Source organism: Rhizobium sp. RU36D (assembly GCF_900176345.1).
Classification (GTDB): domain Bacteria; phylum Pseudomonadota; class Alphaproteobacteria; order Rhizobiales; family Rhizobiaceae; genus Allorhizobium.
In genome coordinates this window covers 82,351-108,261 of sequence record NZ_FWXU01000010.1, presented here as the reverse complement: position 1 = coordinate 108,261, position 25,911 = coordinate 82,351, and the positions used below count along the sequence as shown (strand labels likewise).

Sequence of the window (25,911 nt, the reverse complement as noted above, 5' to 3'; positions counted from 1 at the left end):
CGGATTCCTTTCCCAGAGATTTCTATGGCCTTGTTTGCTCGTCAACCGCAGCACCCCCCAACCCATCCCGCATAGGTCGTGGTTAATCCTCCGGTAACGGCAATATGAGAATTTGAGATATCGCTCCGGGCTGGGGCGCGAGCCCGGTGAGGGCGACTTTCTTGTTTTGCGTTTGGAGCCTCCATGTTGTCTCGCTCGAAGACCCTTCTGTGCTCGGCCTGCATCGGCCTGATCGCCACGCCCGCGGCGGCTGACAGCTTTCTCTCGGGCAACTGGTATATCCGCGCCGGTGCCGCCGGCATTTTCGCGCCGACCTTCGAAGGTTCGCGCAGCCGCAAGTTCTCCATTTCTCCGATCATTTCGGTCGGACGCCAGGGCAGGGAGGCGCGCTTCTCCTCGCGCAATGACAGCCCCTCCATCGGCATCCTCGAGACCGAGATCTTCCGCGCCGGTATTTCCGGAAAGCTCCTGTGGAAACGCGACAGCTCCACGTCGTCCGACCTGCGTGGCCTCTCGCCGGTGAAGTTCGGCGGCGAACTCGGCGGTTTCGCCGAGCTTTATCCGACGGACTGGATGCGCCTGCGCGGCGAGTTGCGCCACGGCATCGTCAGCCATGATGGCGTCGTCGGAGACATCTCCGCCGATGCCTTTGCCGATCTTGCACCCGGCCTGCGTCTTTCCGCCGGCCCCCGCGCCACCTATGCCACCAAGGGCTATTACGACGCCTATTACGGCGTCGACGCGACCGAATCCGCCGCCTCGGGCCTGTCGCGCTACACGCCCGGCAGCGGCTGGAAATCGGTCGGCGTCGGCACCGCACTCACCTGGTCCATGACCGACAACCTCTCCGCCAGCGCCTTCGCCGAATATTCCCGCCTCACCGGCCCAGCGGCGGATTCAAGCCTCGTGCGCGAACGCGGCAACCGCAATCAGCTGATGTTCGGCGTATCGGCGGCGTACAAGTTCAATTTCGGGCTTTGAGGGGCGGGTTGTCGCCCGATCAGCATGCTATTACGTCAAGATAGCCTTGCGATGCCAAATCCCACAGGATCGCGTCGCGTGTAATGATCGGTATCCTTTTAATCCTGGCGGTCGCAATCATGTAGCAATCGCCCGGGTCTTTATGCCCTGTAGCGGCCACGACGGCGGCGGCCTCACAGGCAATGCGCTGATGTATCGGAATAACTCTTGTTCCGGTGGCGGCCACAGCTTTGGAGAACCATATCTCCGGATTAAAGGGCCCAAGGTCCGGCGGATCTTTGTGAGCAGGTTTGCGAGAGGCTATCGCCAATTCCCAAGCCGTTATCGGAGATACATAAAGAGACCGGGTCGCTTGGTTGTCGCCTATGGCAATCAAGGCTTCTTCGGACAGTGTGTCGGCGGCGGTTACAAGCCAATAGAACGCATGTGTATCGAGTAGCGCGCCCGGCAAAATCTAGTTCTTCGCAGATTGCCGCCGCGGTTTTAGCGCCGGTTCCGCTAGCGCCTGCTCCGCAATGGGTTTCGTCAGATCGACGCCCTTCCTAAGAGGAAGTTTTGATGACTTCATCGAATCCGCGCCGCGCACGCTAACGAACCGGCCGCTATTTGAATCGCGCACCTGCCACTCGCCATTTGATTGCTGTCGAAACTCTGCTTTTGTCATAGGTATAACATAGCGTGAATTCGGCCTTCGCGCGATACGGTAGTTGAGATATTCGCTTTGTCGCAACCGCTCACGCCCCCCATCTTTGACTCTTCCGCCCCCAACACAGATCGTGTTCAAACTGTCGCGTTGATTCGATCCCGGATTTTCGCGTTCAATGGCGCGCCGCAAACAGCGTCGCCGAGGGAAAGCACATGGAAGACACCGCAGCCGAAAAACCTGTCGATACCGGTCGCGTCGCCGATGCGCCGTCGGATAACTGGGTCTACCGGGTGTTGCCGCGCCAGGCCTGGCCCTATGCACAGCTGGCGCGCTGGGATCGGCCGATCGGCTGGGAACTGCTGCTCTGGCCCTGCCTCTGGTCTTCGGCGCTGGCCGCGAATTTTCTCGCCGCCCAGGGCAAGCTATCCTACGGCACGTTCATTTTCCAACTGGTGTTGTTTTTCATCGGCGCGGTCGCGATGCGCGGCGCCGGGTGCACCTATAACGACCTCATTGACCACGAGATCGATGAGAAGGTGGCGCGCACCCGCTCCAGGCCGCTGCCGTCGGGCCGGGTCACTCGCCACCAGGCACAGGTCTTTCTCGTCGCCCAGGCGATGATCGGGCTTGTCGTGCTCTTGTGCTTCAATAGCTTTTCGATCCTTCTGGGCATCGCGTCCCTGGCGATCGTTGCCATCTATCCCTTCGCCAAGCGCTTCACCAACTGGCCGCAATTCTTCCTCGGCCTTGCCTTTTCCTGGGGCGCGCTGATGGGCTGGGCCGGGCTCACCGGCACGCTGTCGCTGGCGGCGGGCATCCTCTATCTCGCGGCCATCTCGTGGACCATCGGCTACGACACCATCTATGCCCATCAGGACAAGGAGGACGATGCACTCATCGGCGTCCGCTCCACCGCGCGCCTGTTCGGCGACAAGACCCGGACCTGGCTGATCGGCCTTTACGGGCTGACCTCGGTGCTGCTGCTCACCGCCTTCCTTCTCGCGGGCGTCGGCCTTCCGGCCTATCTCTGCCTGCTCGCAGCGGTCGTGATGTTTGCCTACCAGATCCTGATGCTGGATATCGACGATCCCGAACAGTGCCTCTATCTGTTCAAGTTCAACGGGCGCGTGGGTCTCATCCTGTTTGCCGGTCTGTTCCTGTCGATCCATTTCGTTTCGCCGGCGTGACGCTGCATCGCGCGGGTCTACCTCAGGCGATGTAAAAACTGTCACATACCAGGATTATTGGCGGATGCATGCGTGTGCGTGCTCCAAGCGGATGCTGTGCCATGCGTGCGTTTGCGTCTCAGGAGCCTGCCCTTCATGTTTCGGTTGAGCACCGCGATTCCCGGCCTAGTCTGGGCCTATCGCTTCCTGCCGGAGGAAGGCCGCGTCGAGCGACTCGCCGCCGATGTCGCCGCGACCGGGATCATGAGCAGCGAAGGCTTCGTCTGGCTGCATCTCAACCTCGCCGATAGCCGCGTCGCACCTTTCCTCGAGCAGTTCGCCGGCCTCAATGCGGAGGCGCGAACCGCACTCACCACCCACGACACCCATGCGGCCCTGACGGTGGACGAACATCTGCTGTTTGGAACGCTCATCGATTTCCAGCGGGAATTCGACAGCGCCACGCGGGATATCGGCTGGCTGCATTTCGCGCTGTCGGACAGGTTCATCATCACCACGAGGCTGCAACCCATTCGCTCGGTGGACAAGGTCCGGGCCGCCATCGAGAAGAACGCTGCCCGCTATTCCACGCCGCTGCATGTGTTCGAAACGCTTGTCGTCGAGTTCCAGCGCGGCCTCATCGCCATCGTGCTGGAACTGACGGAGGAGCTGAACCAGATCGAGGATTTCGTCTATGACAGCGAGCTGCGCGATGAGCGGCGAAGGCTCGCTCCCGTGCGCCGGCTGATCGTGCGGCTGCACCGGCATCTCAGGACCATGCTGGTGATCATGCGCCGCGCCGCCGCCGTCGATGAGGACGAGATGCCCTCGGGCTTCGAGGATTCCTTGCGCCGCCTGTCCAGCCGGCTGGAGGCGGTGGACCAGGATGTCTATGCCCTGCAGGACAGGGCGCGACTCTTGCATGAAGAGCTGGACTCCAAGCTATCGGCTGAAACCAACCGCCACCTCTATATCCTCTCGCTGATGACCGCCCTGCTGCTGCCACCCTCGCTGGTGACAGGCTTTTTCGGCATGAACACGACGAGCCTGCCTTTCTCGAATGGCATGGGCGGCACACTGCACGCCTTCGGCTTCATCGCCCTATCGATTGCGCTCTCCTGGTGGATCCTGCGGCGCACGGGCATTTTGTAGAACGATACGGTCTGATGCTTGCGAAGAAGCCACTTGGAAAGGAGCACGATGTCGCCGCGGTTCCCTTCTCCCCGTCACCACGGGGAGAAGGTGGCGGCAGCCGGATGATGGGCAGGTAGCCGAAAATACCGCCCCTAACCCCAGCCCTCTCCCCGCAAGCGGGGAGAGGGAGACTGGCGTTCGACCCCGCTACTGGCTTCGGCCACAGGTTTGTCAACAACGCGAAAGGCCCGGCGCTGGGCCGGGCCTTGAGACCTCAATCCGCCGCTTAGTAGAACGGCGAGTAGCATTGCTGGCGCGGCCCGTTATAGGGCTGGAAGGTGTTGCTATAGGCGTCGTAGGAGCGGTAGCGACCCTGGCACCAGTCGTAATGGCGCGGGTTCAGGCCGCCATTGCCATAGACGCGGCGCGGTGCGGACGGGGCAGCGACGGCGCCTGCGATGAGCGCTCCGGCGGCAAAGGCTGCCAGCGGGAACCACATCCCGTTGTCGTGGCGCCGATAGCCCGGACGATACTCCCGATAGCCGCGATGGCCGCGATAGTAATAGCCGTCGTCGCGGTAGTGGCGGCGGCCGTAATAGCCATCGTAGTACTGAACGTTCACCACATCGCTTGCAGGTGCCGCGGGTACCGCAACGCGCGGCATGGCCATGGATGGCGTCACATTGGTCAGGGCAGCGGCCACGACCATGGCCATCATTGGCAGGTGTTTCCTCAAGATGCTCATGTCACTCTCCAATCCCCAGCCGCCCGGCGGCAGCATGACGTTAAACAATCGGCCGCAAGGAGCCTGTCATCGCTCCTGCTCGCCTTACACTTTACCCTAATTTAATGATCCTGAACCTCACATTAACGCGAAAGGGGGCGGGACGTTCCCATGCATGCGACAAGCCTCGCGTAACCATTGTGCGCAATGATCTTTCCGATGTGATCAATTCGTCGGCTTGTTGTGCCGACGGCTGCCGGGGTTGAACAGCACAGATGCAGAAGCTTAGATATTATGCTGCCGGGGACGAGAAGAAACCGGATGAGATTTTGCCGCAGGCGTTTCACTCAGAGTTTCTTCGCACCGGGCGCATTTCCCGTGACGGCGCGCGCTGGCTGGTGGAGCAGCGCCGCTATCTCTCGTATGAAGAGGTCGCGGAGGCCACTGGCCGCAAGCTGGACGCCGCCGCCGCCACGACCCACAAGCGGATCAACAGCTTCCATCGCGCCATCCGGTTTCCCAAGCTCATCTTTCACCGCACGCTATCGGAGCGGCCGCATCTCGGCTACTGTCACGTCACGGCGGCGAAGACCGATTTCGCCAAGTTTGCCGATGTCCGCTGGTCGTTCTACATCGCAAATTTCTTTGCCGAAATCGGCGATGGCGAGCATTTCTTCGAACACATCCGGCCGCAATATTCCCGCATGTATTTCGCGGTCGCGCTGCAGCCCAACAAGACGGACAAGGTCGACAAGAAGCTGCTGATCGACCGGACCATCAGGAAGAATGGCCTGTTGTTCCGCACGCAGGATCCCAAGGAGGCCTTCCGCAACGTGCTGATGCTGGGCGCCAAGACGCCGGAACTGCGCAAGACCGTGGCCAAGGTGTTCGAGGCAAATCCGACGCTGATGGCGGCCGAATAGCAGGCGTCAGCCGCGTGCCTCGCGCTGGTAGATCAGCCAGTCCTTCGGCACGAAGGTCGGGTCCGCCGCACCATAGACCGTGACCGTATTTCCGCCGGCGGCCTTCGAGGTCGCCAGCGCCTTTTCGGCATGGCTCATGAAATCGAAGGCATTGGGCGCCTGGGGCGAGAGGCAGATGCCGAAGGACGTGGCGATCTGGCCGAGTGTGCGGCCCGAGCCGCTATTGACCACCGCCGTTGCCCTGAGCCGCGCGCGTACCAGATCCACAAGGCGGACGATTTCGCCTTCGTCCGAGGTGTAGAACAACAGCCCGAAGCGACCGGCATCGAAACGGCAGGCGATATCGTCGCCCGAGGTCACAGACTGCACCACCTTTGCCGCCTGCTTGAGGAAGCGATCGGCCGCCGCCGGCCCCATCATGTCGGCGATACGCGCATATTCATCGATTTCGCCGATGGCGAGGCCGCTCAGCACGGGCATTTCCGGATTGGCATAGATCTTGGCAAGCGCCCGGTTCATGGCGCGACGGCTGCCGAGCCCGGTCAACGGGTCGATGAACTTGGCATTGTCGGCGGCCTCCGTCTCGCGCTGCAGGTCGGCCAACGCTGCGGTCTGGTTGACGACGGCGCGGACCACGCTCGAATTCTGGGTGGAGCGCTTTTCCGTCGCCTGCTTCAGCGCCGTGATCGATTGTCCGAGTTCGGCATGATCGATCTCGCCATCGGCCAGGATGACCTTGGAGGCATCGCCAATCAGCCGGCCGTAATCCGAAAGCGAGGTCTTCTCCTCGTTCAGCATGGAGATGAAGCTGCTCATCTCCGCCCGCACCCGATGGTTCTGGCGGCTCAGCAACCCGTCTTCATGATGGTGCGGCAGGTATTTGCGACCGAGCGCATCCAGTGCCTCCTGGGTCTTCGCCTTGCCGAGCGCGATGAACTCCCTGACCAGGTCGGGATTGCTGCCCGCATAGGCCTCGTAGACCAGTTCGTAATTGCGCGGCAGGCCGTCTATGCCCATCTGGTGCATGGCAGTCGCGACACGAAGGGCAACGCTGGAGGCAGGGTTCTTCAAAGGCTGCATTGGTTTCGATTCCCGGAGAGAAGACGAAAATTCACTCGGAGACGACCGTAACCCATAGCATTTTGGGATTCCCTTACGTCGATCCGTAAAACTTTATCCTTCGGCGAGAAGTCTCAGGTCCACCGCCGAAAACGGCAAAAGACCGTTTGATCGAGAGCCCCTGGACGCGCTATGCACAGGCTTTGACGATGGGCGCCGCGCATATGAAGGCGCCAGGAAAGACCATGGCACGACGCATAGCGATTGACAGCGCGCCGCAGGAGGCGATCACGGCAGCGGTGGATGTGCTGCGCCGCGGCCTGCCGGTGGCGATCCCGACCGAAACGGTCTACGGGCTGGCGGCGGATGCCACCAATCCCACGGCGATCACCGCGATCTACGAAACCAAGGGCCGCCCGCGCTTCAATCCGCTGATCTGCCACATGGCCGATCTCGCGATGGCCGAGCGGCATGCGATCTTCGATCCCTTGTCGCAACGGCTGGCCGAGCGCTTCTGGCCCGGGCCGCTGACCCTCATTCTGCGCCTGCGCGCCGATAGCGCCATCCATCCGCTGGCAACGGCGGGGCTGGATAGTGTCGGCATCCGCGTGCCGCGCGGTTTCGCCGGCGGTCTCATCAGCGCATTCGGCCGGCCGCTCGCCGCCCCCAGCGCCAACAGCTCGGGCCGCATCAGCCCGACCAGCGCCGACCATGTGGAGGGTGATCTCGGGGGCCGGATCGAACTGATCATCGATGGCGGCGAATGCCCTGTCGGCGTCGAATCCACCATCGTCAAGGTCGAGGATGGCCGCATCCGCCTGCTGCGGCCGGGCGGCATTTCGGTCGAGGCGCTGGAAGCCGCGACCGGCAAGACCGTGATCCGCACGCAAAAAGCCGGGGCGACCATTGAGGCGCCCGGCATGCTGGCTTCCCATTACGCACCGGACCGGCCGATCCGGCTTGGCGCCACCAGCGTTGCCGAAGACGAGGTGTTGATCACCTTTGCCCGGGCGACGGTCGAGGGAGAACATCTTGCCCGGCGGGTGCTAGACTTGAGCCCCAGCGGCAATCTGGCAGAGGCCGCCGCCAATCTCTTTGCCTATATGAAGAAGGCCGATGCCAGCGGCGCGCGCGCCATCGCCGTGGTGCCGATCCCTAATCGCGGCCTTGGCGAGGCGATCAACGACCGGCTGGCGCGGGCCGCAGCCCCTCGGGAATGACAGGTGCCGCGATGGTCGGCATGGTGAGGACAATGGACATGAGCGCAGGCACCTATCCGCAGGATCTGATCGACAGGTTCGTCTCGATCGTTGGCACCGCGAACGCATTGACGGCGGAGGCCGATGTCAGCCCCTATCTCACGGAAGGCCGCGGGCTCTATCACGGTGCCACGCCGCTGGTGGTGAAGCCCGGCTCCACGGCCGAGGTGTCGGCCCTGCTGAAGCTTGCATCTGAGACCGGAACATCTGTCGTGCCCGCCAGCGGCCGCACGGGGCTTGTCGGCGGCCATGTGCCGCGCGATGGCGGGCGCGATATTGTGCTGTCGCTGGAGCGCATGAACCGGGTGCGGGAAGTCGATCCGGTTGCCAATGTCATGGTGGTCGATGGCGGCTGCGTGCTGGCGGATGTGCACAAGGCGGCAGACGCTGTGGAGCGCATGTTCCCGCTGTCGCTCGGCTCTGAAGGCTCCTGCCGCATCGGCGGCAATCTCGCCACCAATGCCGGTGGTACGGCGGTTCTGGCCTATGGCAATATGCGTCAGCTCTGCCTGGGGCTTGAAGTGGTCCTGCCGACAGGCGAAGTCTGGGATGGGCTGCGACGCCTGAAGAAGGACAATAGCGGTTACGACCTGCGCGACCTGTTCATCGGCTCTGAAGGCACGCTCGGTGTCATCACCGGGGCGGTGCTGAAGCTGTTTCCGCGTCCGCTCGGCCACCAGGTGGCCTTTGCCGGGCTGAAATCGACGGAAGACGCGTTGGCCTTGTTCGACAAGGCCTCTACGCTGTGCGGCACGGCGCTGACCGGCTTCGAATTGATGCCGCGCATCGGCATCGAATTCACCACCCGCCATATGCCCGGCGTGCGCGATCCGCTGGACACCGTCCACCCCTGGTATGCGCTGATTGACATCTCCACGTCAGATTCCGCCGAAACGGCTGAAACCATGGTCGCGGCGCTGCTGGAACAGGGTTTCGAGGCCGGATTGATCGAAAATGCCGTGATCGCTTCCTCCGTCGCCCAACAGAAAGCGATCTGGCACATGCGCGAGAGCATGTCGGATGCGCAGAAGCCGGAGGGCGGTTCGATCAAACACGACGTCTCGGTGCCGGTGTCGCGCGTGCCGGCCTTCATGCACGAGGCCGATGCGGCGGTCATGGCCGCGGTGCCGGGTGCCCGCATCTGCGCCTTCGGCCATCTGGGCGACGGCAATATCCACTACAACATCAGCCAGCCCGTCGGCGCCGACAAGGCCGCCTTCATCGCCCGGTGGCGCGAGGTCAATGCCATCGTGCACGCCATCGTCAAGGCCCATGGCGGCTCGATCTCGGCCGAGCATGGGGTGGGTCAGTTGAAGCGCGACGAGTTGATCGCCACCCGGCCCGCCATCGAAACCGAGCTGATGAACCGCATCAAGCAGGCCTTCGACCCCGCAGGCATCCTCAACCCCGGCAAGGTGATCGGCTAAGGGATGGGCAAGGCGGGCGACCAAGGCGCTGGCAAACACCCAGATCGGCTGGCGAGCAGCAGAGCCGCCGGAACAGCCGATGAGCAGGCCGTCAGCGGGGCGGCAAGGCCGACCGCCAAGCCAACGCGTGTCACCCTGCGCATCGACCTCACCAACGGCGCCCGGCTCGGTCCCGGCAAGGCGCAGCTTCTGGCCGGCATTGCCGAACACGGCTCGATCCGCGCGGCGGGTGCGGGGCTTGGCATGTCCTACCGCCGGGCGTGGCTGCTGGCCGACGAGATCAACCGCATGTTCCGCGAACCCTCGATTTTCACCCGCCACGGCGGCAAAAGCGGCGGCGGGGCGGGCTTGACCGACTTTGGGGAGACGTTGCTGGCGCGCTGCCGCAAGATGGAGGCGGAGAGCCTGAAGGCGGTAAGCGCGGATCTTGAGTGGCTGGAAGCGGCCGCAGCGGCGGATTTCAGCGGGGAGGGGGCAGTGGCGGAGGAGTAGGGTGGGGCTAGAAACCTTCTATATCCCGCAGCGTCGTGCTCGGTATACCCCCCTCTGGCTTGCCAGCCATCTCCCCCTCAAGGGGGGAGATCGGCAGAACGGCCGGCCGTTCGCCTCCTAGTGGCTGTCGAGGACCTACGCTTCGAAGCGAGCGGGTACGACGAGTCGATCTCCCGCCTTGAGGGGGAGATGCCCGGCAGGGCAGAGGGGGGTATGCCGAGTACTGCCCCCATTATCTTCCGGTAGAAGCAGCCCAGTCCGGCGCGCCCTACCGCACCCCACCAATCAACCCACCCCACTCCTTCAACACCGCGTCCCGCGCCCGCAGTCCGCCCGAAACCGTTTCCCGCTTCTCATCCTGATCAAGCCGCGCGAAGACATAGCGCCTGCCGTCTTTTTCTGCCCAACCGACGAACCAGCCCCAGCCGGCGGCGCGGTCGAGATTGCCGTCTGCCTTGCGCGGAAAGGCGGAGCCGGTCTTGCCCTGCAGCACCCAGCCACCGCCGGCATCGAAGCGTTCCACCACCGCGCGGGTCTTCTCCACCGCGTCTGGCTTCACCGGCAGTTCGCCATTCACCAACCGGCGCAGGAAGGCCACCTGCTCCACAGGCGAGATCTTCAGCGACGAGCTGATCCAGGAGCGCTCCAGTCCGTTGTTCTTGCCCGGATCGCCGGAAAAATCGGCATTGCCGTAGCCGAACCCCTTGCCGTAGCGCGTCAGACCATCAGCGCCCAGATCGCGGGCAATATGCTGCGAATACCAGACGACCGAATATTTGAGCCAGCGCTCAGGATCGGTCGGCTGCCGCCATTCCTCCCCACCCCAGTTGGCATAGCCCTTTTTGAAGGGCAGGCGAGGGGCATGCGCATCCTTCAGCACCCCAGCATCAAAACCCATCACCGCAAGCGGGATCTTGAACGTCGAGGCCGGCGTCACGCGCGTCGCGCAATCGCCATGTTCCAGCACAGGCCGACCGTCCGTGGCATCGGCGATGATCGTGCAGATGGTGCGGGCCTGGACGGTGGAGGCGGTGAAGCAAGCGATGACAGTCAGAAGGAGTCCGGCTGAGAGGTGTTCATTAAGCATTGCTTTTGCAACTCCATCAGTTTTTGATTTTCCGCGGGGTCAGATGACTGGGGAAACGTACAAAACTGAGACGGAACTCCTCGATCCAGCGATGCCGCTTTACCAGCGACGGAGTCCTTGGGGGACTTCCTTCACAGTGAAGCGATAATTGACACCTTTAACAGAAACTATGCCGTCGCCACTCCGTCCTTCCACAGCAGCGCCATGAGACCATGGCTGCCATCATTGCAGATGACCTTCCCCGGGCGGTATTCTTTATCGCGCTGATCGACAACAGCCTTGCAGATCAGGCCATCGCTCGACGTCAAGGTGAGCCAAACGTTAAACTCCCGCACTCCCAATACGCTAATCGACTGCTTCCCGTTGGATGCAGAGCCCTCAAGCAGCAGGGGCGCAATAAATCGGCTGCAACCTCCGAGGAAGAACACCAACATAAGGGAGATGGCTGCCAAGCGCATGCAGAGCAATCCTTTAAAAGAGGAATGTCTCAACCTGAAATTACATTTGTGGCTATTTTCCGCAACGCAAGCCCTGTTGGCGAGGCATCTCAAGATCTGAGGTGACGATGCAACACACTATCCGCCCCCACCGACAGCGCCTTGAACAGCAGCACCACCTCCCGGCCTTGCGCCAGCCCCAGCATCTCGGCCGAGCGGCGGGTGACTTCGGCGGTAAGGAGATCGCCGGCGCAATCAACGTGGAGCATGGTGCCGGCGCCGGTTTGCTCCATCAAGACGACCTTGCCGCTGAGGCGGTTGAGGGTCGAGACGGCGCCGACGGGTTCGGTGGCGACGATGATATCGCCTGAGGGTACGAAGACGCGGATCTCGGCCCCAACAGGCAGGTCCTGATGGCGCAGATATACCTGGCCGGCGCGGCACGCAGCCATCGTCAACCCATCCGCCTTGTTCTGCCCGGTCACGCGGGCATGCAAAAAGCTGCCGGCGCGGTTCAGGCCGTCGATGGCCGGCAGGCTCTGCAGCAGCGCGTCGGGCGCGCCGAGCGCCTCCACCTTTCCGCCCTGCACCGAGATCACCCGCGTCGCGAGCCGCGACACTTCCTCGATGGAATGGCTGACATAGAGGATCGGCACATCGGCCTCGTCGCGAATGCGCTCGATATAGGGCAGGATGGCGGACTTGAGGCTATTGTCGAGCGCCGACAGCGGCTCGTCCATTAATAGCAGTCGCGGGCTTGCCAGAAGTGCCCGACCGAGCGCCACGCGCTGCTTTTCCCCGCCGGAGAGTTTTGCCGGTCGGCGATCGAGCAGGGGGCCAAGGCCGAGCAGGTCGACCACGCGGGTAAAGCTGTCGGGCTTTTCGCCGCGCGGGGCAAAGCGCTGGCCATAGCGCAGATTGCCGGCCACGCTCATATGCGGAAACAGCCGGCCGTCCTGAAACACATAGCCGATGCGCCGGCGGTGCGGCGGCACGAACACGCCACCATCGACAGTGGCCCAGACCTCGCCATCGAACAGGATGCTGCCCCGGTCAGGGCGGATAAGCCCCGCCACGAGATTGATCAGCGTCGTCTTGCCTGACCCCGAGGGACCGAACAGCGCAGTCAAGCCCGGCCCGATATCGAGATCGGCGCGCAGTTCGAAGCTCGGCAGATCATGGGCGATGTCGAGGCTGAGGCTCATGCGGCAAGCATCCGTGCAGATAGACGGCGTGAAATCAGTTCGGACGCGATCAGCGCCCCGAGCGAGATGACAATGGAAATCACCGTCAGCCTGAAAGCGCCGGCCTCGCCGCCGGGCACCTGGGTATAGGTATAGATCGCCGCGGCCAGCGTCTGGGTCTCACCGGGGATGTTGGAGACGAAGGTGATGGTCGCGCCAAACTCGCCCATGGCCTTGGCAAAGGCCAGCACCATGCCGGCGGCAATGCCCGGCAGGATCAGCGGCAGGGTCACGGTGAGGAAGGTCCAGAGAGGATTGGCGCCCAGCGTCGAGGCGGCGGCCTCAAGGCCGCGATCGACACCATCAAGCGACAGCCTGATAGCGCGCACCATCAGCGGAAAGCCCATGACGGCAGCTGCCAGCGCCGCCCCGGTCCAGCGGAACGAGAAGACGATGCCGAACCATTCGTCGAGAAAGCTGCCGACCGCCCCGCGCCGGCCGAAGGTCAAAAGCAGCAGGTAGCCGGTCACAACGGGCGGCATGATCAGCGGCAGATGCACGAAACCGTCCAGCAGCGCCTTGCCGGGAAAACGCCCGCGCGACAAGAGATAGGCGACCGCCACGGCCAGCGGCAGCGAACAGAGAACGGCCACGCTGGCGACCTTGAGGGTCAGCAGCATGGCCGTCATTTCTTCATCGGACAGGCCCAAGGCGTTGCGGCCTCAGTTGGTGGCGGCAAGCGGCGTGAAGCCGGCGGCCTTGAAAATCTCGACCGCCTTCGGCCCGCTCAGGAAGGCCAGGAACTCCTTCGCTTCCGCGCTCTTGGATTCCTTCAGCACGGCGCCGGGATAGACGATCGGCGGATGGCTGGATTCGGGGAACCGGTCTAGGATTTTCACCGAGGGATCGGCCTTGGCATCGGTCTCGTAGACGATCCCCAGCGGCGCCTCGGCGCGGGAAACCAAGAGCAGCGCCGCCCGCACATTTTCCGCCTGCGCCACCTTGTCCTTCACCTTGTCCCAGACCCCGAGGCTGGTCAGCGCCGCCTTGCCATAGACGCCTGCCGGCACGGCATCGGTATTGGCCATGGCAAGCTTTTCATTGCCCAGCACATCGACCAGCGCAAAACCGTCGGCGATCTTGAGTTCCGTGGTGCTGTCCTTCGGCGCAATCAGCACGATGGAATTGCCCAGCAGGTTGACGCGCGTGCCGTCTGCCAGCAGCCCGGCCTTCTCGATGTAATCCATCCATTGCAGGTCGGCGGAAAGGAAGATGTCCGCCGGCGCGCCCTGCTCGATCTGCTTGGCCAGTGCCGAACTGCCGGCAAAGGAGAGCGTAACCTCGCCATGGCCAGCGGCCTTCCATTCCCCGGCAATCGAGCCCAGCACGTCCTTCAGGCTCGCGGCGGCAAACACCGTCAGGTTTTCGGCAGCCGCCGGCAGGGGCGCCAGCGCAAGGGCACCGAGGATCAGCGCGTGGCGGGCAAAGTGTTTGATGGCGTGGAAATTCACAACGGCCTCCCGAAATCGATATATCTCAACGGATATATCGATAGACCAAAAAAAACGGCCCGGCAAGTTCCGCCGGGCCGCAATCTCGGAGTTTGGGCGCGCCCGTCAGCCGCCGGCCCGCAGCTGCGAAATCGACAGCATCAGGTCGGCGCTGATGCCGACGCTGCCGCTTCCTGACAGCACGGACAGGGCGGGTGAAACGCTGGTGTCGTTGGCCAGGTCATACATGATGGTGAAGCGGCGGATGAGCTTCTCCAGCTTGTCGGGATCGGCGAGGTCGGCCAGCGTCAGGTTCTTCTCGACAATCTTGGCCTGCATGTCGATGTCCATGTTGCTGAGTTCCTGCGGCAGGCTATAGGTCGTGCGGAAGAACTCGAGCAGGGCGGTATCGCCGAGGATGTCATAGGCCGAGGTGATGCCCGATGCCATGCGCTCGAAGTAGAGCGCCAGGCGCACACCGGCATTGGCCTCGCCTTCGTTGGTTTCCAGCGTCTGGCGCAGGAACAGGTCCATGGTTTCCTTGATCTCGCCATTGGACTGGATGCCCTCGGTGGAGGCCCGCACCACCTTGCCGCTGGCATCGAAGTTGAACGAGGCGGCGATCTGCGCAAACCGCGTATCCTTCTCCGTATTGGCGAAGCTCTCTTGGTTGGACAGATCCGAGATGAAGATCTGCTTCATGTAGTCGTCGGTGACGGTGGCGGGATCGATACCACGGGCGACCAGCACGAAGTCCACCAGCCGCCGATCCTTCAGGAACTCGTCCCTGGTCTTCAGCGTCGCGATCTTGTCCTGGTAGTATTCCGATTCTGTCTCGGCCTTCTTCTTGGCGGCGGTCTTTTCCTCGTCCTTGAGGAATCGGGTCTTTTGCACGATGTAGTCGGCGGCAAAGTCCTTCAGCGTCGCCTCGTCCTGTGCCATCGCCGGCCAGCTCAGGTCACCATTGCTGTCGAAGTTGAACAGCCTGGCGAATTCGATATAGCGATCGTCTTTCTGCCGGTTGGCAAAGCTCTTGGGATCGTCGAGATTGCTCTTCAGCACGTTTTTCATGGTGAGCTTGGAGACCTCGTCCGGGTCCAGTCCCACGGCCTTCATCGCAAATTCATAGACGCTCTTGTTCGCCAGCAGTTCATCGATCGTCGTGATCTTGCTGCCTTCCGAATTGAACGCCTTCATCGCGCTCTTATAGGCCGCGATCGCCTTTTCGTCTGCTTCGTCGGCCTTGTCATTGTAGCCGGTGAAGTATCCGCCCGATGTCGCCGCGATCTGCTCGGCGGTCTGCGCCGGCGTTCCCGAGGGCAGGTTGCCATCGGCATCGAAGTTGAACGCGCGGGCGAAGGCGACCAGGTTCGGATAGTAGGCACGGCCCTTGTATTGTGTGTTGAGATAGCTGGCCGGATCATCCGGATCGCTGGTCAGCGCGAATTCCAGCGTCGAACTGACGATCGCGCCGCTGGTCAGGCCGAAGGCGGCCTTCACATATTCGACCATGCGGGCATCGGCCAGAAGCTCCGATACCTTGGTGATCGTGCCGATCTTGGACTTATAGTATTCGTCGTTCAGCAGGGCGCCGGCGCGTGTAGTGCGTTCCTGGCGGAACACAAAGTCCGTCGTGATGGAAGCCAGGTTGGACGCGGTCATCGGCCCGCTTGCCGGCACGCTGCCATCGCCGTTGAAATCGAAGGCGGCAACGATCTGCTCGTATTTGGCGGCGGCTGCCAGATAATTGGCGGCCTTGCCGTCCGTCGCCGTGATCGAGGCCTTCAGCGCATCCGTTTCAGCGCCAACAGGCGGCAGTATCGCGTTGTAGCCGTCGATCAGCGCCTGCTTTTCGTTCATATGGGCGGTGATATCGGCCAGGTCGAGCGGCTGGAGCGTGCCGGTGGCGGTGGTGATGTCCGCCTTCAGCGTGTCGATCTGCGCCTGGATGGCAACCACATCGGCGCCCACTGCGGTCTTGGAGGCCTCCAGTGTGGCGACCTCGCTCCACTTGGTGGCAATCGAGTTGCGCGTGGTCCGGTCGGCCGTCCAGGTGGTAACATTGGCCTGCATTGCATCGATCTGCGCCTGGAGGGCTGTGACGTCGGCGCCCGGTTCGGACTTCTGCTCCGTCAGCTTGGCGATCTCGGCCGTCCAATGGGAAATTTTGCTGGTCACGACGCTGGTGAAGCTATCTTCGATCTGCCGGTTCAGCGCGTCGATCTCGCCTTGCAGCTTGACGGTATCGGCGCCGGGCGCTGTCATTTCCGTCTGCTTGGTGGCAATGCTGGCGCGGGCGGTGACAATGCTGTCATAGGTGGTCTGCAGGTTCGCCTTGGCGGTGATTGCGGCAGCGCGGTTGTTGATCGCGTTCAGCGTCGGCGTATTGCCCTGGATCACGGCCGTGGCGTCGATGACCTTCGGCAGGATCTCGGTGTTGAAATAGCTGGTGGGGTCGGAAAGATTGCTGGTCAGCAGGCCGCGGATCAGCGTGCGGTCATAGGTCTTCTCGTCGATCTGGAAGGCGGTGAAGAAGTAGTTGCGCAGCCGCGGATCGGCCAGGAACTGGTCCGCGCTCGTCACCTTGGTCATCATAGCCTTGTAATAGGCGGTATCCTGGCTGATCGTCTCGTCCAGGTCTTCGATACGGGCCGTGTAGAGCCCGATCAACTCGTCCGTCTGGGCTTCGGTCTGCGGGATCTTGGTGGCCGAGGTGAAGGTAAAGGCGGCGGCGAAGTTGCGGTAGCGCTCGTCCGTCAGCTTGTTGGCATAGCTGTTCTCGTCGGTCAGATCGCTTTCCAGCACCTTCTTCATGAAGGCCTTGGCATAGATCATGTCCTCAAGGCCATGGGCCTTCATCGCATAGGAATAGAGCCGGTAGTCGTCGAGAAAGTCGTCGAGATCCGTGACCTTCTTGATGTTTTCCTCGTAATATTCCGCTTCCCGCTTGACCTGCACCGTCGAGGCAATGCGCGTCGTGGCCTGCTTGATGTCCCGCGTCACCAGGTCATAGCTCAGATAGGTCGATACCATTTTTCTACCCCGCACAGGTTGCCGATTACAGGGCCTCCATAGCGCGCGAGCCTTGTCCGTGGCTTTTACCTGTGGCGCGCCGGCACAGATCGGCGGGCATGCATTCACCAAAACGCAACCCTGTCGGGCGCCAATTCGCTAACCATTTGCCCACGCAAAGTTTTTTTAACCGCGATTTTTAAGCTCCGGCGAAGGGGGCGCGGGTATCTTGAGCCTCAGAGGACGCAAAGTCCCGAGGAGAAGACCGGAAAACGGCTCTCAGGTAAAACAAGGGTAGCAGACTTATGACGAACATGGTTTTGAAGCCGACATGGGCCGGATCGACATTGCGACTGGACCCCGCGCGCTTTCCCCAGCAGGTCACCTACGCATTGCGTGAGACCAATGGCGATGTGACGATAACCATCGACGAACGTGGCGCCGTCCTGCGCAAGATCCTCCCCTCCAGCGGTCTTCCGCTGTCCTTTGCCCTTCCGGCCCGCGCCTTCAAGGGCGTTGCCGCACGCGCCATTGACCACGGTGATGGCGAAGTGACGGTGACGCTTGAGCTGCATCACGAGGATCCGGACCTCTGCATCCCGCTCTTGGTTGCCCATGACCTCTGCGACATCGCCGCGGATTGGCGCGGCTGGTCGGATGCCTATGGCATTCCCATGCTGATGGTCGAAGCCGACGGCATCGCCCGGCCTTTGGAGGATCATATTGGCGACGTTCGTGTCCGCAAGTCGCAGCCCCGGCGCCGCCATTCCTATTTCGCCGCCCGCCGCCCGCGCTTTCTGGTGCGCCGCACCACCGGCAGCCTCGGCGTAACCATGAAGATTTCCGGCAAGGAAATCATCGCACGTAGCTAAACGGCACACCGCGCTCCAAAAAGACACAGGCAGAAGGCCCGGTGCGCATGCACCGGGCCTTCTGTTTTATGACAAGGTTTCTGCCAGACCCTTTTCAGCCGTCATTCCGGCGAAGGCCGGAATCCAGCCACGGCGCGTCTGCGCCGTGAAAAGAGTCATTCGCAATCAAGGACTTGATTGCGCTGGATCCCGGCTCGGAGGCCGGGATGACGGCGAGGTTTTCGGTCAAAACCAACGTCGAAAGATCTGGAGTGACAGTTTGTCAGCAAGCTGAAGGCCCGGCGCGCGAGCACCGAGCCTTCATTGTTGTCAGGCGTCACACCGTATTACGGCTCAGCCGATCATGGCGTTGTCGTTGCGCTTGACGGCGACAACCGTCGAACGCGGCAGCTTGCCTTCGCCGTCCGGGAAGGGGGCATCGGGGTGCTGGATGCCGACGAAATGCGTGCGCTTGTCGGCCGACCAGGTCTGGCCGGTGACTTCCGCACCCTTGGGCGCGGTCAGGAAGCGCTCGATACGGCCGGTGGCCGGATCGCCTGCCAGCATCTGGTTGTTGCCCTGACCGAGGAAATTGCCCTCATTGGTGTCCTCGCCATCGGTCTGGATCCACAGAAGGCCGGTGGAATCGAACATCATGCCGTCGGGCGAGTTGAACATATTGCCTTCGTTGATGTTCGCCGAACCGGCATAGGCGTCCTTGTGTACGGTCGGGTTGCCGGCCATGACGAACAGGTCCCAGGTGAACTTGCCGTCGGCATGGTCGTCATTGGCAGGATACCAGCGCACGATCTGGCCGTATTCATTGCCGGCACGCGGGTTGACGGCATTGACATCCATCACGTCGCCGCCGGCATTCGTCCGCATCTTGCCGTCCTTCGTGACGGCGCGGTTCGAATTGTTGGTGAGCGCGCAATAGGCTTCGATGGCGATCGGGTTGATCGCCACCCATTCCGGACGGTCCATGGTGGTTGCGCCGACCTTGGACGCGGCCTGGCGGGTGAAGACGCAGATCTCGTCCATCTTCATGCCCGTGCTTGCCTCCGTCAGCGCCAGCCATTCGCCATTGCCGTCGTCGGAGAACTTGGCGACGTAGAGCGTGCCCTCGTCGAGCAGCCTGGACGTGTCGCCGCCCGGAACGTAGATGCCGTTGGAGACATATTTGTAGAGGAACTCGCCACGCTCGTCGTCGCCCATATAGACAACCACGCGACCATCGCGGGCGATAACCACGGCGGCATTTTCATGCTTGATGCGGCCAAGTGCGGTGCGCTTGATTGGCGTCGAGGAGGCATCCGACGGATCGATTTCGACGACATATCCGGCACGGCGCGGCTCGTTGGGGTTCTTGGAAACGTCGAAGCGCTCGTCGAACTTTTCATAGCCATAGCGCGTCTCGGCGACGATGCCGTAGCGCTTGTAGTCGGCAGGCATCTTGAACTCGGCATTGGTCGAGCCGAAGTAGCCGTTGAAGTTTTCCTCGCAGGTCAGATACGTGCCCCACGGCGTCTTGCCGGCGCCGCAATTGTTGAAGGTCCCGAGACAGTCGACACCATTGGGATCGGCGGCCGTCTTGACGAGGTCGGAACCGGCGGCGGGACCGGAAAGCTTCATCGGCGTGTTGTGGTGGATACGGCGGTTCAGCGGGCTGTCGATCACGATCTCCCAACCGTCTGCGCCTTCGGCCACTTCCATGACCGTCACGCCCTGCATGTGCTGCAGGATCTTCACGTCATCCAGGGATTGCGGCATGCCCTTGGGCGCATGCGGCAGATTGGTTTCATTGTTCACATATTCGTGGTTCACGGCGATCACCTGGCGGTCGCCGATGACGAACAATTCCATGCCGTCGGTGTTTTCGCCGAAGACCTTGTCGGAATTTTCGACCGATACGCCCTTGACCGGGTCGAGATCCGGCACGCCTGGGAACAGCGGCTGGCCCCATTTGGCAAGCGGTTTCCAGCTATAGCCTTCCGGCACATGGATGGTGTTGTCGGTCGCAATCGGGATCGGCTTGAACGAGAAGCGCGACGCGGCTTCCTGCGCCTGGGCCGAGGTCGAACTCATGAGGTTGCCGAGCGTGCCCATGGCGGCGGCGGCCGAACCGAAGGCCAGCAGGCCGCCGAGAAAGCCACGGCGGGAAACGGCGCTTTCGACCACGCGGTCGAAATCGGTAACTTCCGGCGGCGGGTTCTGCAGCTCGTCCCACTCGTCCGCAGACAGGCGGCTTGTGTCGATATTGGTCATGGTTTCTCTCCACCGTTGATATCAAGGGAACATTCCGGAAATTGAATATTGGAATGCCTCGAAATCGACGGTAAGGCCCTTAAATCACACGTCTATGACAGTCGCCGGTCAACGCCAACCTTGTCCCCACGAGCCGGACCGGCGAAAGAAAAAAGTTTGACGTTTACGTAAAAATCAATTAGCCAGAATTGGCCTTGATCCGTTGCCGGGGTGGCGGCTTCGGATGGTGCAGCGCCTGAGGAGGAACAGCCATGTACACCGCGCCCGTTGACGAAATCGCCTTCACCCTGAAGCATGTCGCAGGTCTAGGCCCCGCGCTTGACCAGGGCAAGCTTGGTGATCTCAGCGACGATCTCGTCGATGCCATTCTGACAGAAGCCGGCCGATTTGCCACCGATGAAGTGGCGCCGCTTGGCGAAATCGGTGACAAGCAGGGCGCGCGGCTGATCGATGGAAAGGTTCAGGTGCCCGATGGCTGGGCGGATCTCTACCGGCATTGGTCGGAAGGCGGCTGGAACTCGCTGACGGCGTCGGAGGAATTTGGCGGGCAGGGCCTGCCGCATATGCTCAACGTCGCCGCGCTCGAAATGTGGAATTCAGGCTCCATGGCCTTCGCCCTCGGTCCGACGCTGACCATGGGTGCGGTCGATGCGCTGGCCGCCCATGGCAGCGACGCGTTGAAGCAGAAATTCCTGCACAAGATGGTCTCGGGCGAATGGATGGCCACCATGAACCTGACAGAACCTCACGCGGGCTCCGATCTCGGCGTCATGAAGAGCCGCGCCGAGCGCCGTGAAGACGGCACCTACAGGATTTTCGGCCAGAAGATCTACATCACCTGGGGTGAGCACGAAGTCACCGACAACATCATCCATCTCGTTCTGGCACGGCTGCCCGACGCGCCGGCAGGCACGCGCGGCATCTCGCTGTTCCTGGTGCCGAAATATCTTGTTGGTGATGACGGCACGATCGGCGCCCGCAACGATCTGCATTGCCATTCCCTTGAGCACAAGCTCGGCATCCACGGCTCGCCCACCTGCACCATGATCTATGGTGACGGCAAGTTTGGCTCGGAGCCCGGCGCCATCGGCTATCTGATCGGTGAGGAAAACAAGGGCCTCGCCTGCATGTTCACCATGATGAACAATGCCCGCCTGGCCGTCGGCATGCAGGGCGTCGCCATCTGCGAGGCGGCCACCCAGAAGGCGATCCAATATGCAAAGGACCGCACCCAGGGCAAGGCGCCGGGCTGGACCGGGCAGGGCATGTCGCCGATCATCGAGCATCCTGACGTGGCGCGCACGCTGGTCACGATGAAGGCGCTGACGCAAGGGTCCCGCGCCATCTGCTACACCTGCGCCCATGCCACCGACATGGCACATCACGCCGACGGCCCGGACGCCGCCCATTGGGCGGAGCGCGCCGCGCTGCTCACCCCGATCGCCAAGAGCTTTGCCACCGATGCCGGCGTCGAGGTCGCGTCGCTGGGCATTCAGGTTCATGGCGGCATGGGCTTCATCGAGGAAACCGGCGCCGCCCGCTATCTGCGCGATGCCCGCATTGCCCCGATCTATGAGGGCACCAATGGCATCCAGGCCATCGACCTCGTCACCCGCAAGCTGCCGCTGTCAGAGGGTCGGCACGTCAAGGGCTTTATCGCCGAACTGATGGATATCACAGCCTCCGTCAAGGTCTCCAATCGCCCCGGCTTCGGCGAGACGGCGGACCGGCTGGCGGCAAGTCTTGCCGATCTCGAAGAGGCCACCGGCTGGATGCTGGCGCAGCTCGCCGCCGGCAATACCGCCGCCGCGCTGGCTGGCGCCACGCCCTACCAGCGCCTGTTCGGTCTCGTGCTGACCGGCTGCTATCTCGCAAAGGGCGCGCTCGTGGATGAGCCCGGCGTCGAAAATCGCATCGCGCTCTGCCACTTTACCGCCGAAAACCTGATCGCCGAAACCTCGGCACTTAAGGACCGCGTGATCAACGGCGAGGCCAGCCTGACCGCGGCACGGGCGATTTTGGTTTGAGGTCTGCGCGGGCGGTGCGGGTGAAAAAGACCCTCTCTGCCCTGCCGGGCATCTCCCCCACAAGGGGGGAGAAGACCCAGCCGAAACCGCTCGATCCCAGCGTTTGAGGGATAGGTTCGATTAAGCCATCGTTTTTTTGCTGAGGTTAGGTGCTTATTCGGAGGCTCAGCTCGCGATACCAGCCGACGATGTTGAGCTAGTTGAGCGAGCGGCCACCACGAGTCTTCTCCCCCCTTGTGGGGGAGATGCCCGGCAGGGCAGAGAGGGACATAATTCCCATCAAGAGGCAAAGATGCAAACGGGAAAACGACCCATGACCGACCACATCCTGATTGAACGTCCCGAAGCCTATCCCGGCGTGCTGGTGATCCGCTTCAACCGGCCGGAAAAGAAAAATGCCATCACCCAGGCCATGTACCAGCGCATGACGGAAGGCCTGGCACAGGCAGAAGGTGACGCAGCGATCCGCACCATCGCCTTCCTGGGCACCGAAGGCTGTTTCTCCGCCGGCAATGACATGGCCGATTTCCTGGGCTTTGCCATGGCCGGCGCTGTGGGTGAACCGGCCGCCTTCGGCTTCCTGAAGGCGCTGGCCGGCGCCACGAAGCCCGTCGTCTCCGGCGTCGATGGCCTGGCGATCGGTATCGGCACGACCATCCACATGCATTGCGACATGACGATTGCCTCCGATCGCAGCCTGTTCAAGACCCCCTTCGTCGACCTGGCGCTAGTGCCGGAGGCCGGATCCAGCCTGCTCGCCCCTGCCATGATGGGCCACCAGCGGGCCTTCGCCCTGCTCGCCGCCAGCGAAGGTTTTTCTGCCGAGCAGGCGCGGCAAGCGGGACTGATCTGGAAGGTCGTTGCGGCGGCCGAGGTCGAGGCGGAAACCCTCAAACTCGCCGCATCGCTCGCCGCCAAACCGCCGGAAGCGATGCGGATCGCGCGCAATCTCGTGCGCGGCGACCGCAGTGCACTTCTCGCACGCATGGACGAGGAGCTGAAACACTTTGTCGCCCAGCTGAAAAGCGCCGAAGCCATGGCCGCCTTCCAGGCCTTCATGAAGGGGAAAGGCTGATATCGGTAGCTGCTTTGACCCGCGGATGTTTCGGGTTAGGTAGTATTGCCACAGGGCCCAGGGCCTGCCCATCACATCAGGAGAGACGCCACATGCTGAAGATCGTATTGGCCTTGGTTCTGGTGCTGCCGCAGGCGGCCTTTTCGGCCGAGAACCAGTCCCGCTGGCCCGGCGCGATGGAACTGGCACAATCCGGTGATGTGATCATCCGCTCCGGCCAGCAGGGCTCCACGCAGTCGCGGGAGCGGCGCACCCGCTATTACTGCCAGTTGGACAATGGCGGCGGCTGCCCCCAGAGCGCCGGTCGCGTCGGCGAGCGCTGTCGCTGCTCCAACCAGACCGGCGGCGGTCGGCTCATCGCCTATTGATCAAAAACCGTCCTCAAGACAGAGCTGCGGCGGATATTTCTCGAATTCTAATTAAGATAATCTTTATGTTCGGATGTGATAAATCGCTTACGCGGATACACTCGCGTGGGCACCAAGCGCGCCGGCCCGCCAATCGTATCCTTAAGCCTTAAACCAAAAGCGGTCGCAACGACTGTCTTCCATGAGCTTGTGGGGTTCAAGCATGGGTGCTCGTGCTAATCTGATGACTAAGATTCTGGTGGTAGCCTCGCTCGTTGTGGTGGCGGCACTCTCCGGTTTTTCCATTTATATCGACAGCCTGCAACGCAAGGCCACGAGCGCAGCCGTGAAGAGCGAAATCGACAGCTCCGGTCTTCAGGCATCCCAGAGCATAGCCAACTGGCTCGGTGCTCGCGTCATGCTGACGGAACTGGCCGGTAACGCGGCTGCCAAGGCCCCAGACGCGGCCGCCATATCGGCGGCTTTCGACAACCCTGTACTGATCCGTGAGTTCATGTCGACCTATGTCGGTGATGAGCAGGGTGTCTTCACCAGCGTTCCTGTGCAGCCGCTGCCGGAAGGTTATGATCCGCGCAAGCGCCCGTGGTACCAGGATGCTGTCAAAGCGGATAAGCTGGTTCTGACAGATCCTTACGCCGACGCCTCCACCGGAAACCTGATCATCAGCGCCGCAATTCCCGTGAAGAAAGACGGCAAGCTTTACGGCGTCGCCGCCTCCGACTTTTCGTTGAAGTCGCTGGTCGATATGGTCAACTCGGTCGATATGGGCGGTAAAGGATCTGCTTTCCTGGTCAAGCAGGATGGCACGATACTTGTCCACCATGACTCCGCCATGGTCACGAAGACGCTGAAGGACGTGTTCCCTAACGCGACGCCGACCATCGGTGCCGGAATTGCGGAAACGAGCTTTGCTGACAAGCACGTCCTGGTGTCCTTCCTGCCGATCAAGGGCCTGCCGCGCCAGGACTGGTATCTGGGCGTTCAGATTGATCGCGATCTCGCCTATGCGGGCGTCGGCACATTCCGCACCGCTGCCGCCGTTGCCACCATCATCGGCGTGATTGCCATGATTGCCATCCTTGCAGCGCTGCTGTCCCGACTTGTCGTGGCGCCCGTCACGCAGATGACCGGCGTGATGGGCAAGCTCGCCAGGGGAGACGTGTCTGCCGAGATCCCCGGTACAGCGCGCACGGATGAGATCGGAGAAATGGCGGCGGCGGTTGCGGTTTTCCGTGACAATATCATCGAACGCGGCCGGCTCGCCCGGGAGGCCGACGAGAATCGTTCCCTGTCGGAGCAGGAGCGTCGCGAGCGCGAAGCTCTGAAAGCGGCTGAGGCTGAACAGGTCGCTTTTGCGATCCACGCACTCGCCGATGGCCTTCAGCGCTTGTCTGATGGCGACCTGTTGCAGCAGATTTCCACCCCGTTTTCAGGCGATCTCGATCGTCTTCGCATCGACTTTAACAACTCCGTTGCCAAACTTCACGACGCCTTGGCCACTATTGGACGCAACGCCAAGGCCATAGATGGCGGCGCTGCGGAGATCCGGTCATCCGCTGATAATCTTGCTCGCCGTACGGAGCAGCAGGCGGCATCCGTCGAGCAGACCGCCGCGGCTCTGGAAGAGATCACGACGACTGTGAAGGATAGTGCGCGTCGTGCGGAAGAAGTGGGTCAGCTGGTGTCCAGAGCGCGCGGTGGCGCCGAAGATTCCGGCGATATCGTTCAGCGTGCGGTCGGTGCCATGCAGGGCATCGAAAGCTCCGCAGCCGAAATCTCCAGCATCATTGGCGTGATCGACGAGATCGCGTTCCAGACGAACTTGCTGGCGCTCAATGCCGGCGTCGAAGCAGCCCGCGCGGGTGAGGCAGGCAAGGGATTTGCCGTCGTCGCGCAGGAAGTTCGCGAGCTTGCGCAGCGGTCCGCTCAGGCTGCCAAAGAAATCAAGGGGCTGATCCACAAGTCCGGAGAGCAGGTGCGGGCCGGCGTCGATCTTGTCAATCAGACCGGCAAGGCACTCGCTGTGATCGTTCGCGATGTGCAGGAGATCAACGGGCATGTGAATGCGATCGTCACCGCAAGCCATGAACAATCCACGGGTCTTCAGGAGATCAATACCGCCGTTAACACCATGGATCAGGGCACCCAGCAAAACGCCGCGATGGTTGAAGAGCAAACCGCCGCGAGCCATGGCTTGGCTTCCGAAGCGGCAGCGCTGACGGCGCTGCTGGAGCAATTCCAGATTGACCACCAATCCACCAAGGGAGGCTCCGGCTCAGGACAGCGCCGAGCGGCGTGAGCCTG

21 protein-coding genes are annotated in these 25,911 nt (G+C 62.2%); 13 read left to right on the top strand and 8 right to left on the bottom strand.

The annotated features are described in order from the left end of the window. Nucleotides 1-183 precede the first annotated feature (183 nt). From B9A97_RS14515 to B9A97_RS14500, 3 genes are all read left to right on the top strand, one after another. Nucleotides 184-981 carry a MipA/OmpV family protein gene (locus B9A97_RS14515; RefSeq protein ID WP_084366065.1) on the top strand — a complete coding sequence of 266 codons (798 nt, stop codon included), beginning with the start codon at nucleotides 184-186 and terminating at the stop codon, nucleotides 979-981. An 858-nt stretch (nucleotides 982-1,839) separates the two neighbouring features. After that, the gene (gene ubiA, locus B9A97_RS14505; protein WP_084366063.1) at nucleotides 1,840-2,814 is read left to right on the top strand and encodes a 4-hydroxybenzoate octaprenyltransferase; all 975 of its coding nucleotides are present in this window, start codon (nucleotides 1,840-1,842) and stop codon (nucleotides 2,812-2,814) included. 135 nt (nucleotides 2,815-2,949) lie between these two features. Next, a complete protein-coding gene (locus B9A97_RS14500) occupies nucleotides 2,950-3,945 on the top strand; it encodes a transporter (protein WP_084366062.1) in 996 nt (331 codons plus the stop codon). 268 nt (nucleotides 3,946-4,213) lie between these two features. On the opposite strand, the gene B9A97_RS14495 is transcribed toward B9A97_RS14500, so the two are convergent. Beyond that, the gene (locus B9A97_RS14495) at nucleotides 4,214-4,597 is read right to left on the bottom strand and encodes a BA14K family protein (protein WP_244564233.1); all 384 of its coding nucleotides are present in this window, start codon (nucleotides 4,595-4,597) and stop codon (nucleotides 4,214-4,216) included. A gap of 329 nt (nucleotides 4,598-4,926) precedes the next feature. Here B9A97_RS14495 and B9A97_RS14490 point away from each other — a divergent pair, with 329 nt between their 5' ends. Next, nucleotides 4,927-5,574: a DUF6656 family protein gene (locus tag B9A97_RS14490; protein ID WP_084366060.1), complete on the top strand. Its 648-nt coding sequence runs from the start codon at nucleotides 4,927-4,929 to the stop codon at nucleotides 5,572-5,574. Nucleotides 5,575-5,580: 6 nt separating this feature from the next. Here the strand turns inward: B9A97_RS14490 and B9A97_RS14485 are convergent, their stop codons facing one another. Then, the gene (locus B9A97_RS14485; RefSeq protein ID WP_084366059.1) at nucleotides 5,581-6,654 is read right to left on the bottom strand and encodes a GGDEF domain-containing protein; all 1,074 of its coding nucleotides are present in this window, start codon (nucleotides 6,652-6,654) and stop codon (nucleotides 5,581-5,583) included. Nucleotides 6,655-6,878: 224 nt separating this feature from the next. Here B9A97_RS14485 and B9A97_RS14480 point away from each other — a divergent pair, with 224 nt between their 5' ends. The 3 genes from B9A97_RS14480 to B9A97_RS14470 all read left to right on the top strand — a co-directional run bounded on the left by B9A97_RS14480 (nucleotide 6,879) and on the right by B9A97_RS14470 (nucleotide 9,811). After that, nucleotides 6,879-7,853 carry an L-threonylcarbamoyladenylate synthase gene (locus B9A97_RS14480; protein ID WP_084366136.1) on the top strand — a complete coding sequence of 325 codons (975 nt, stop codon included), beginning with the start codon at nucleotides 6,879-6,881 and terminating at the stop codon, nucleotides 7,851-7,853. A 38-nt stretch (nucleotides 7,854-7,891) separates the two neighbouring features. Beyond that, nucleotides 7,892-9,319, top strand: coding sequence for an FAD-binding oxidoreductase (locus B9A97_RS14475; RefSeq protein ID WP_084366135.1), 1,428 nt, complete (start codon nucleotides 7,892-7,894; stop codon nucleotides 9,317-9,319). A 135-nt stretch (nucleotides 9,320-9,454) separates the two neighbouring features. After that, nucleotides 9,455-9,811 carry a winged helix-turn-helix domain-containing protein gene (locus B9A97_RS14470; RefSeq protein ID WP_244564232.1) on the top strand — a complete coding sequence of 119 codons (357 nt, stop codon included), beginning with the start codon at nucleotides 9,455-9,457 and terminating at the stop codon, nucleotides 9,809-9,811. Nucleotides 9,812-10,079: 268 nt separating this feature from the next. On the opposite strand, the gene blaOXA is transcribed toward B9A97_RS14470, so the two are convergent. Beyond that, nucleotides 10,080-10,898, bottom strand: a complete 819-nt coding sequence (blaOXA, locus tag B9A97_RS14460; RefSeq protein ID WP_084366057.1) for a class D beta-lactamase — start codon at nucleotides 10,896-10,898, stop codon at nucleotides 10,080-10,082. Nucleotides 10,899-11,110: 212 nt separating this feature from the next. Between blaOXA and B9A97_RS29395 the strand changes: the two genes are divergently transcribed. Continuing rightward, nucleotides 11,111-11,461, top strand: a complete 351-nt coding sequence (locus B9A97_RS29395; protein WP_143530464.1) for a hypothetical protein — start codon at nucleotides 11,111-11,113, stop codon at nucleotides 11,459-11,461. Here B9A97_RS29395 and modC read toward each other — a convergent pair. The 4 genes from modC to B9A97_RS14435 all read right to left on the bottom strand — a co-directional run bounded on the left by modC (nucleotide 11,446) and on the right by B9A97_RS14435 (nucleotide 17,042). Further along, on the bottom strand, nucleotides 11,446-12,540 hold the full coding sequence (gene modC, locus B9A97_RS14450; protein ID WP_084366055.1) for a molybdenum ABC transporter ATP-binding protein: 1,095 nt from the start codon (nucleotides 12,538-12,540) through the stop codon (nucleotides 11,446-11,448). The genes B9A97_RS29395 and modC overlap by 16 nt on opposite strands. After that, complete coding sequence (gene modB / locus B9A97_RS14445) at nucleotides 12,537-13,229, bottom strand: molybdate ABC transporter permease subunit (protein WP_084366054.1); 693 nt, start codon at nucleotides 13,227-13,229, stop codon at nucleotides 12,537-12,539. Before modB ends, modC begins: the two co-directional genes overlap by 4 nt. 12 nt (nucleotides 13,230-13,241) lie before the next feature. Continuing rightward, nucleotides 13,242-14,030, bottom strand: coding sequence for a molybdate ABC transporter substrate-binding protein (gene modA, locus B9A97_RS14440; RefSeq protein WP_084366053.1), 789 nt, complete (start codon nucleotides 14,028-14,030; stop codon nucleotides 13,242-13,244). A 105-nt stretch (nucleotides 14,031-14,135) separates the two neighbouring features. Then, nucleotides 14,136-17,042 (bottom strand): DUF1217 domain-containing protein, encoded by a 2,907-nt coding sequence (locus tag B9A97_RS14435; RefSeq protein ID WP_084366052.1) that lies wholly within the window; start codon nucleotides 17,040-17,042, stop codon nucleotides 14,136-14,138. A gap of 284 nt (nucleotides 17,043-17,326) precedes the next feature. Here B9A97_RS14435 and B9A97_RS14430 point away from each other — a divergent pair, with 284 nt between their 5' ends. Next, a complete protein-coding gene (locus B9A97_RS14430; protein WP_084366051.1) occupies nucleotides 17,327-17,893 on the top strand; it encodes a DUF6101 family protein in 567 nt (188 codons plus the stop codon). Nucleotides 17,894-18,226: 333 nt separating this feature from the next. On the opposite strand, the gene B9A97_RS14425 is transcribed toward B9A97_RS14430, so the two are convergent. Next, nucleotides 18,227-20,137 carry a PhoX family protein gene (locus B9A97_RS14425; RefSeq protein ID WP_084366050.1) on the bottom strand — a complete coding sequence of 637 codons (1,911 nt, stop codon included), beginning with the start codon at nucleotides 20,135-20,137 and terminating at the stop codon, nucleotides 18,227-18,229. Nucleotides 20,138-20,388: 251 nt separating this feature from the next. Here B9A97_RS14425 and B9A97_RS14420 point away from each other — a divergent pair, with 251 nt between their 5' ends. The 4 genes from B9A97_RS14420 to B9A97_RS14405 all read left to right on the top strand — a co-directional run bounded on the left by B9A97_RS14420 (nucleotide 20,389) and on the right by B9A97_RS14405 (nucleotide 25,906). Continuing rightward, nucleotides 20,389-22,164: an acyl-CoA dehydrogenase gene (locus tag B9A97_RS14420; protein ID WP_084366049.1), complete on the top strand. Its 1,776-nt coding sequence runs from the start codon at nucleotides 20,389-20,391 to the stop codon at nucleotides 22,162-22,164. Nucleotides 22,165-22,477: 313 nt separating this feature from the next. Next, entirely contained in the window at nucleotides 22,478-23,239 is a 762-nt protein-coding gene (locus B9A97_RS14415) for a crotonase/enoyl-CoA hydratase family protein (protein WP_084366048.1), read from the top strand. 92 nt (nucleotides 23,240-23,331) lie between these two features. Beyond that, nucleotides 23,332-23,607, top strand: a complete 276-nt coding sequence (locus tag B9A97_RS14410) for a hypothetical protein (RefSeq protein ID WP_084366047.1) — start codon at nucleotides 23,332-23,334, stop codon at nucleotides 23,605-23,607. A 202-nt stretch (nucleotides 23,608-23,809) separates the two neighbouring features. After that, nucleotides 23,810-25,906, top strand: coding sequence for a methyl-accepting chemotaxis protein McpU (locus tag B9A97_RS14405; RefSeq protein WP_084366046.1), 2,097 nt, complete (start codon nucleotides 23,810-23,812; stop codon nucleotides 25,904-25,906). The last annotated feature ends 5 nt before the right edge of the window (nucleotides 25,907-25,911 follow it).

Bases quoted from the DNA above. Each gene is read 5' to 3' on its own strand.
- B9A97_RS14515 (WP_084366065.1), top strand. From the start codon at position 184: ATGTTGTCTCGCTCGAAGACCCTTCTGTGCTCGGCCTGCATCGGCCTG.
- ubiA (WP_084366063.1), top strand. From the start codon at position 1,840: ATGGAAGACACCGCAGCCGAAAAACCTGTCGATACCGGTCGCGTCGCC.
- B9A97_RS14500 (WP_084366062.1), top strand. From the start codon at position 2,950: ATGTTTCGGTTGAGCACCGCGATTCCCGGCCTAGTCTGGGCCTATCGC.
- B9A97_RS14495 (WP_244564233.1), bottom strand. From the start codon at position 4,597: ATGGCCATGCCGCGCGTTGCGGTACCCGCGGCACCTGCAAGCGATGTG.
- B9A97_RS14490 (WP_084366060.1), top strand. From the start codon at position 4,927: ATGCAGAAGCTTAGATATTATGCTGCCGGGGACGAGAAGAAACCGGAT.
- B9A97_RS14485 (WP_084366059.1), bottom strand. From the start codon at position 6,654: ATGCAGCCTTTGAAGAACCCTGCCTCCAGCGTTGCCCTTCGTGTCGCG.
- B9A97_RS14480 (WP_084366136.1), top strand. From the start codon at position 6,879: ATGGCACGACGCATAGCGATTGACAGCGCGCCGCAGGAGGCGATCACG.
- B9A97_RS14475 (WP_084366135.1), top strand. From the start codon at position 7,892: ATGAGCGCAGGCACCTATCCGCAGGATCTGATCGACAGGTTCGTCTCG.
- blaOXA (WP_084366057.1), bottom strand. From the start codon at position 10,898: ATGCTTAATGAACACCTCTCAGCCGGACTCCTTCTGACTGTCATCGCT.
- B9A97_RS29395 (WP_143530464.1), top strand. From the start codon at position 11,111: ATGGCTGCCATCATTGCAGATGACCTTCCCCGGGCGGTATTCTTTATC.
- modC (WP_084366055.1), bottom strand. From the start codon at position 12,540: ATGAGCCTCAGCCTCGACATCGCCCATGATCTGCCGAGCTTCGAACTG.
- B9A97_RS14435 (WP_084366052.1), bottom strand. From the start codon at position 17,042: ATGGTATCGACCTATCTGAGCTATGACCTGGTGACGCGGGACATCAAG.
- B9A97_RS14430 (WP_084366051.1), top strand. From the start codon at position 17,327: ATGACGAACATGGTTTTGAAGCCGACATGGGCCGGATCGACATTGCGA.
- B9A97_RS14425 (WP_084366050.1), bottom strand. From the start codon at position 20,137: ATGACCAATATCGACACAAGCCGCCTGTCTGCGGACGAGTGGGACGAG.
- B9A97_RS14420 (WP_084366049.1), top strand. From the start codon at position 20,389: ATGTACACCGCGCCCGTTGACGAAATCGCCTTCACCCTGAAGCATGTC.
- B9A97_RS14415 (WP_084366048.1), top strand. From the start codon at position 22,478: ATGACCGACCACATCCTGATTGAACGTCCCGAAGCCTATCCCGGCGTG.
- B9A97_RS14410 (WP_084366047.1), top strand. From the start codon at position 23,332: ATGCTGAAGATCGTATTGGCCTTGGTTCTGGTGCTGCCGCAGGCGGCC.
- B9A97_RS14405 (WP_084366046.1), top strand. From the start codon at position 23,810: ATGGGTGCTCGTGCTAATCTGATGACTAAGATTCTGGTGGTAGCCTCG.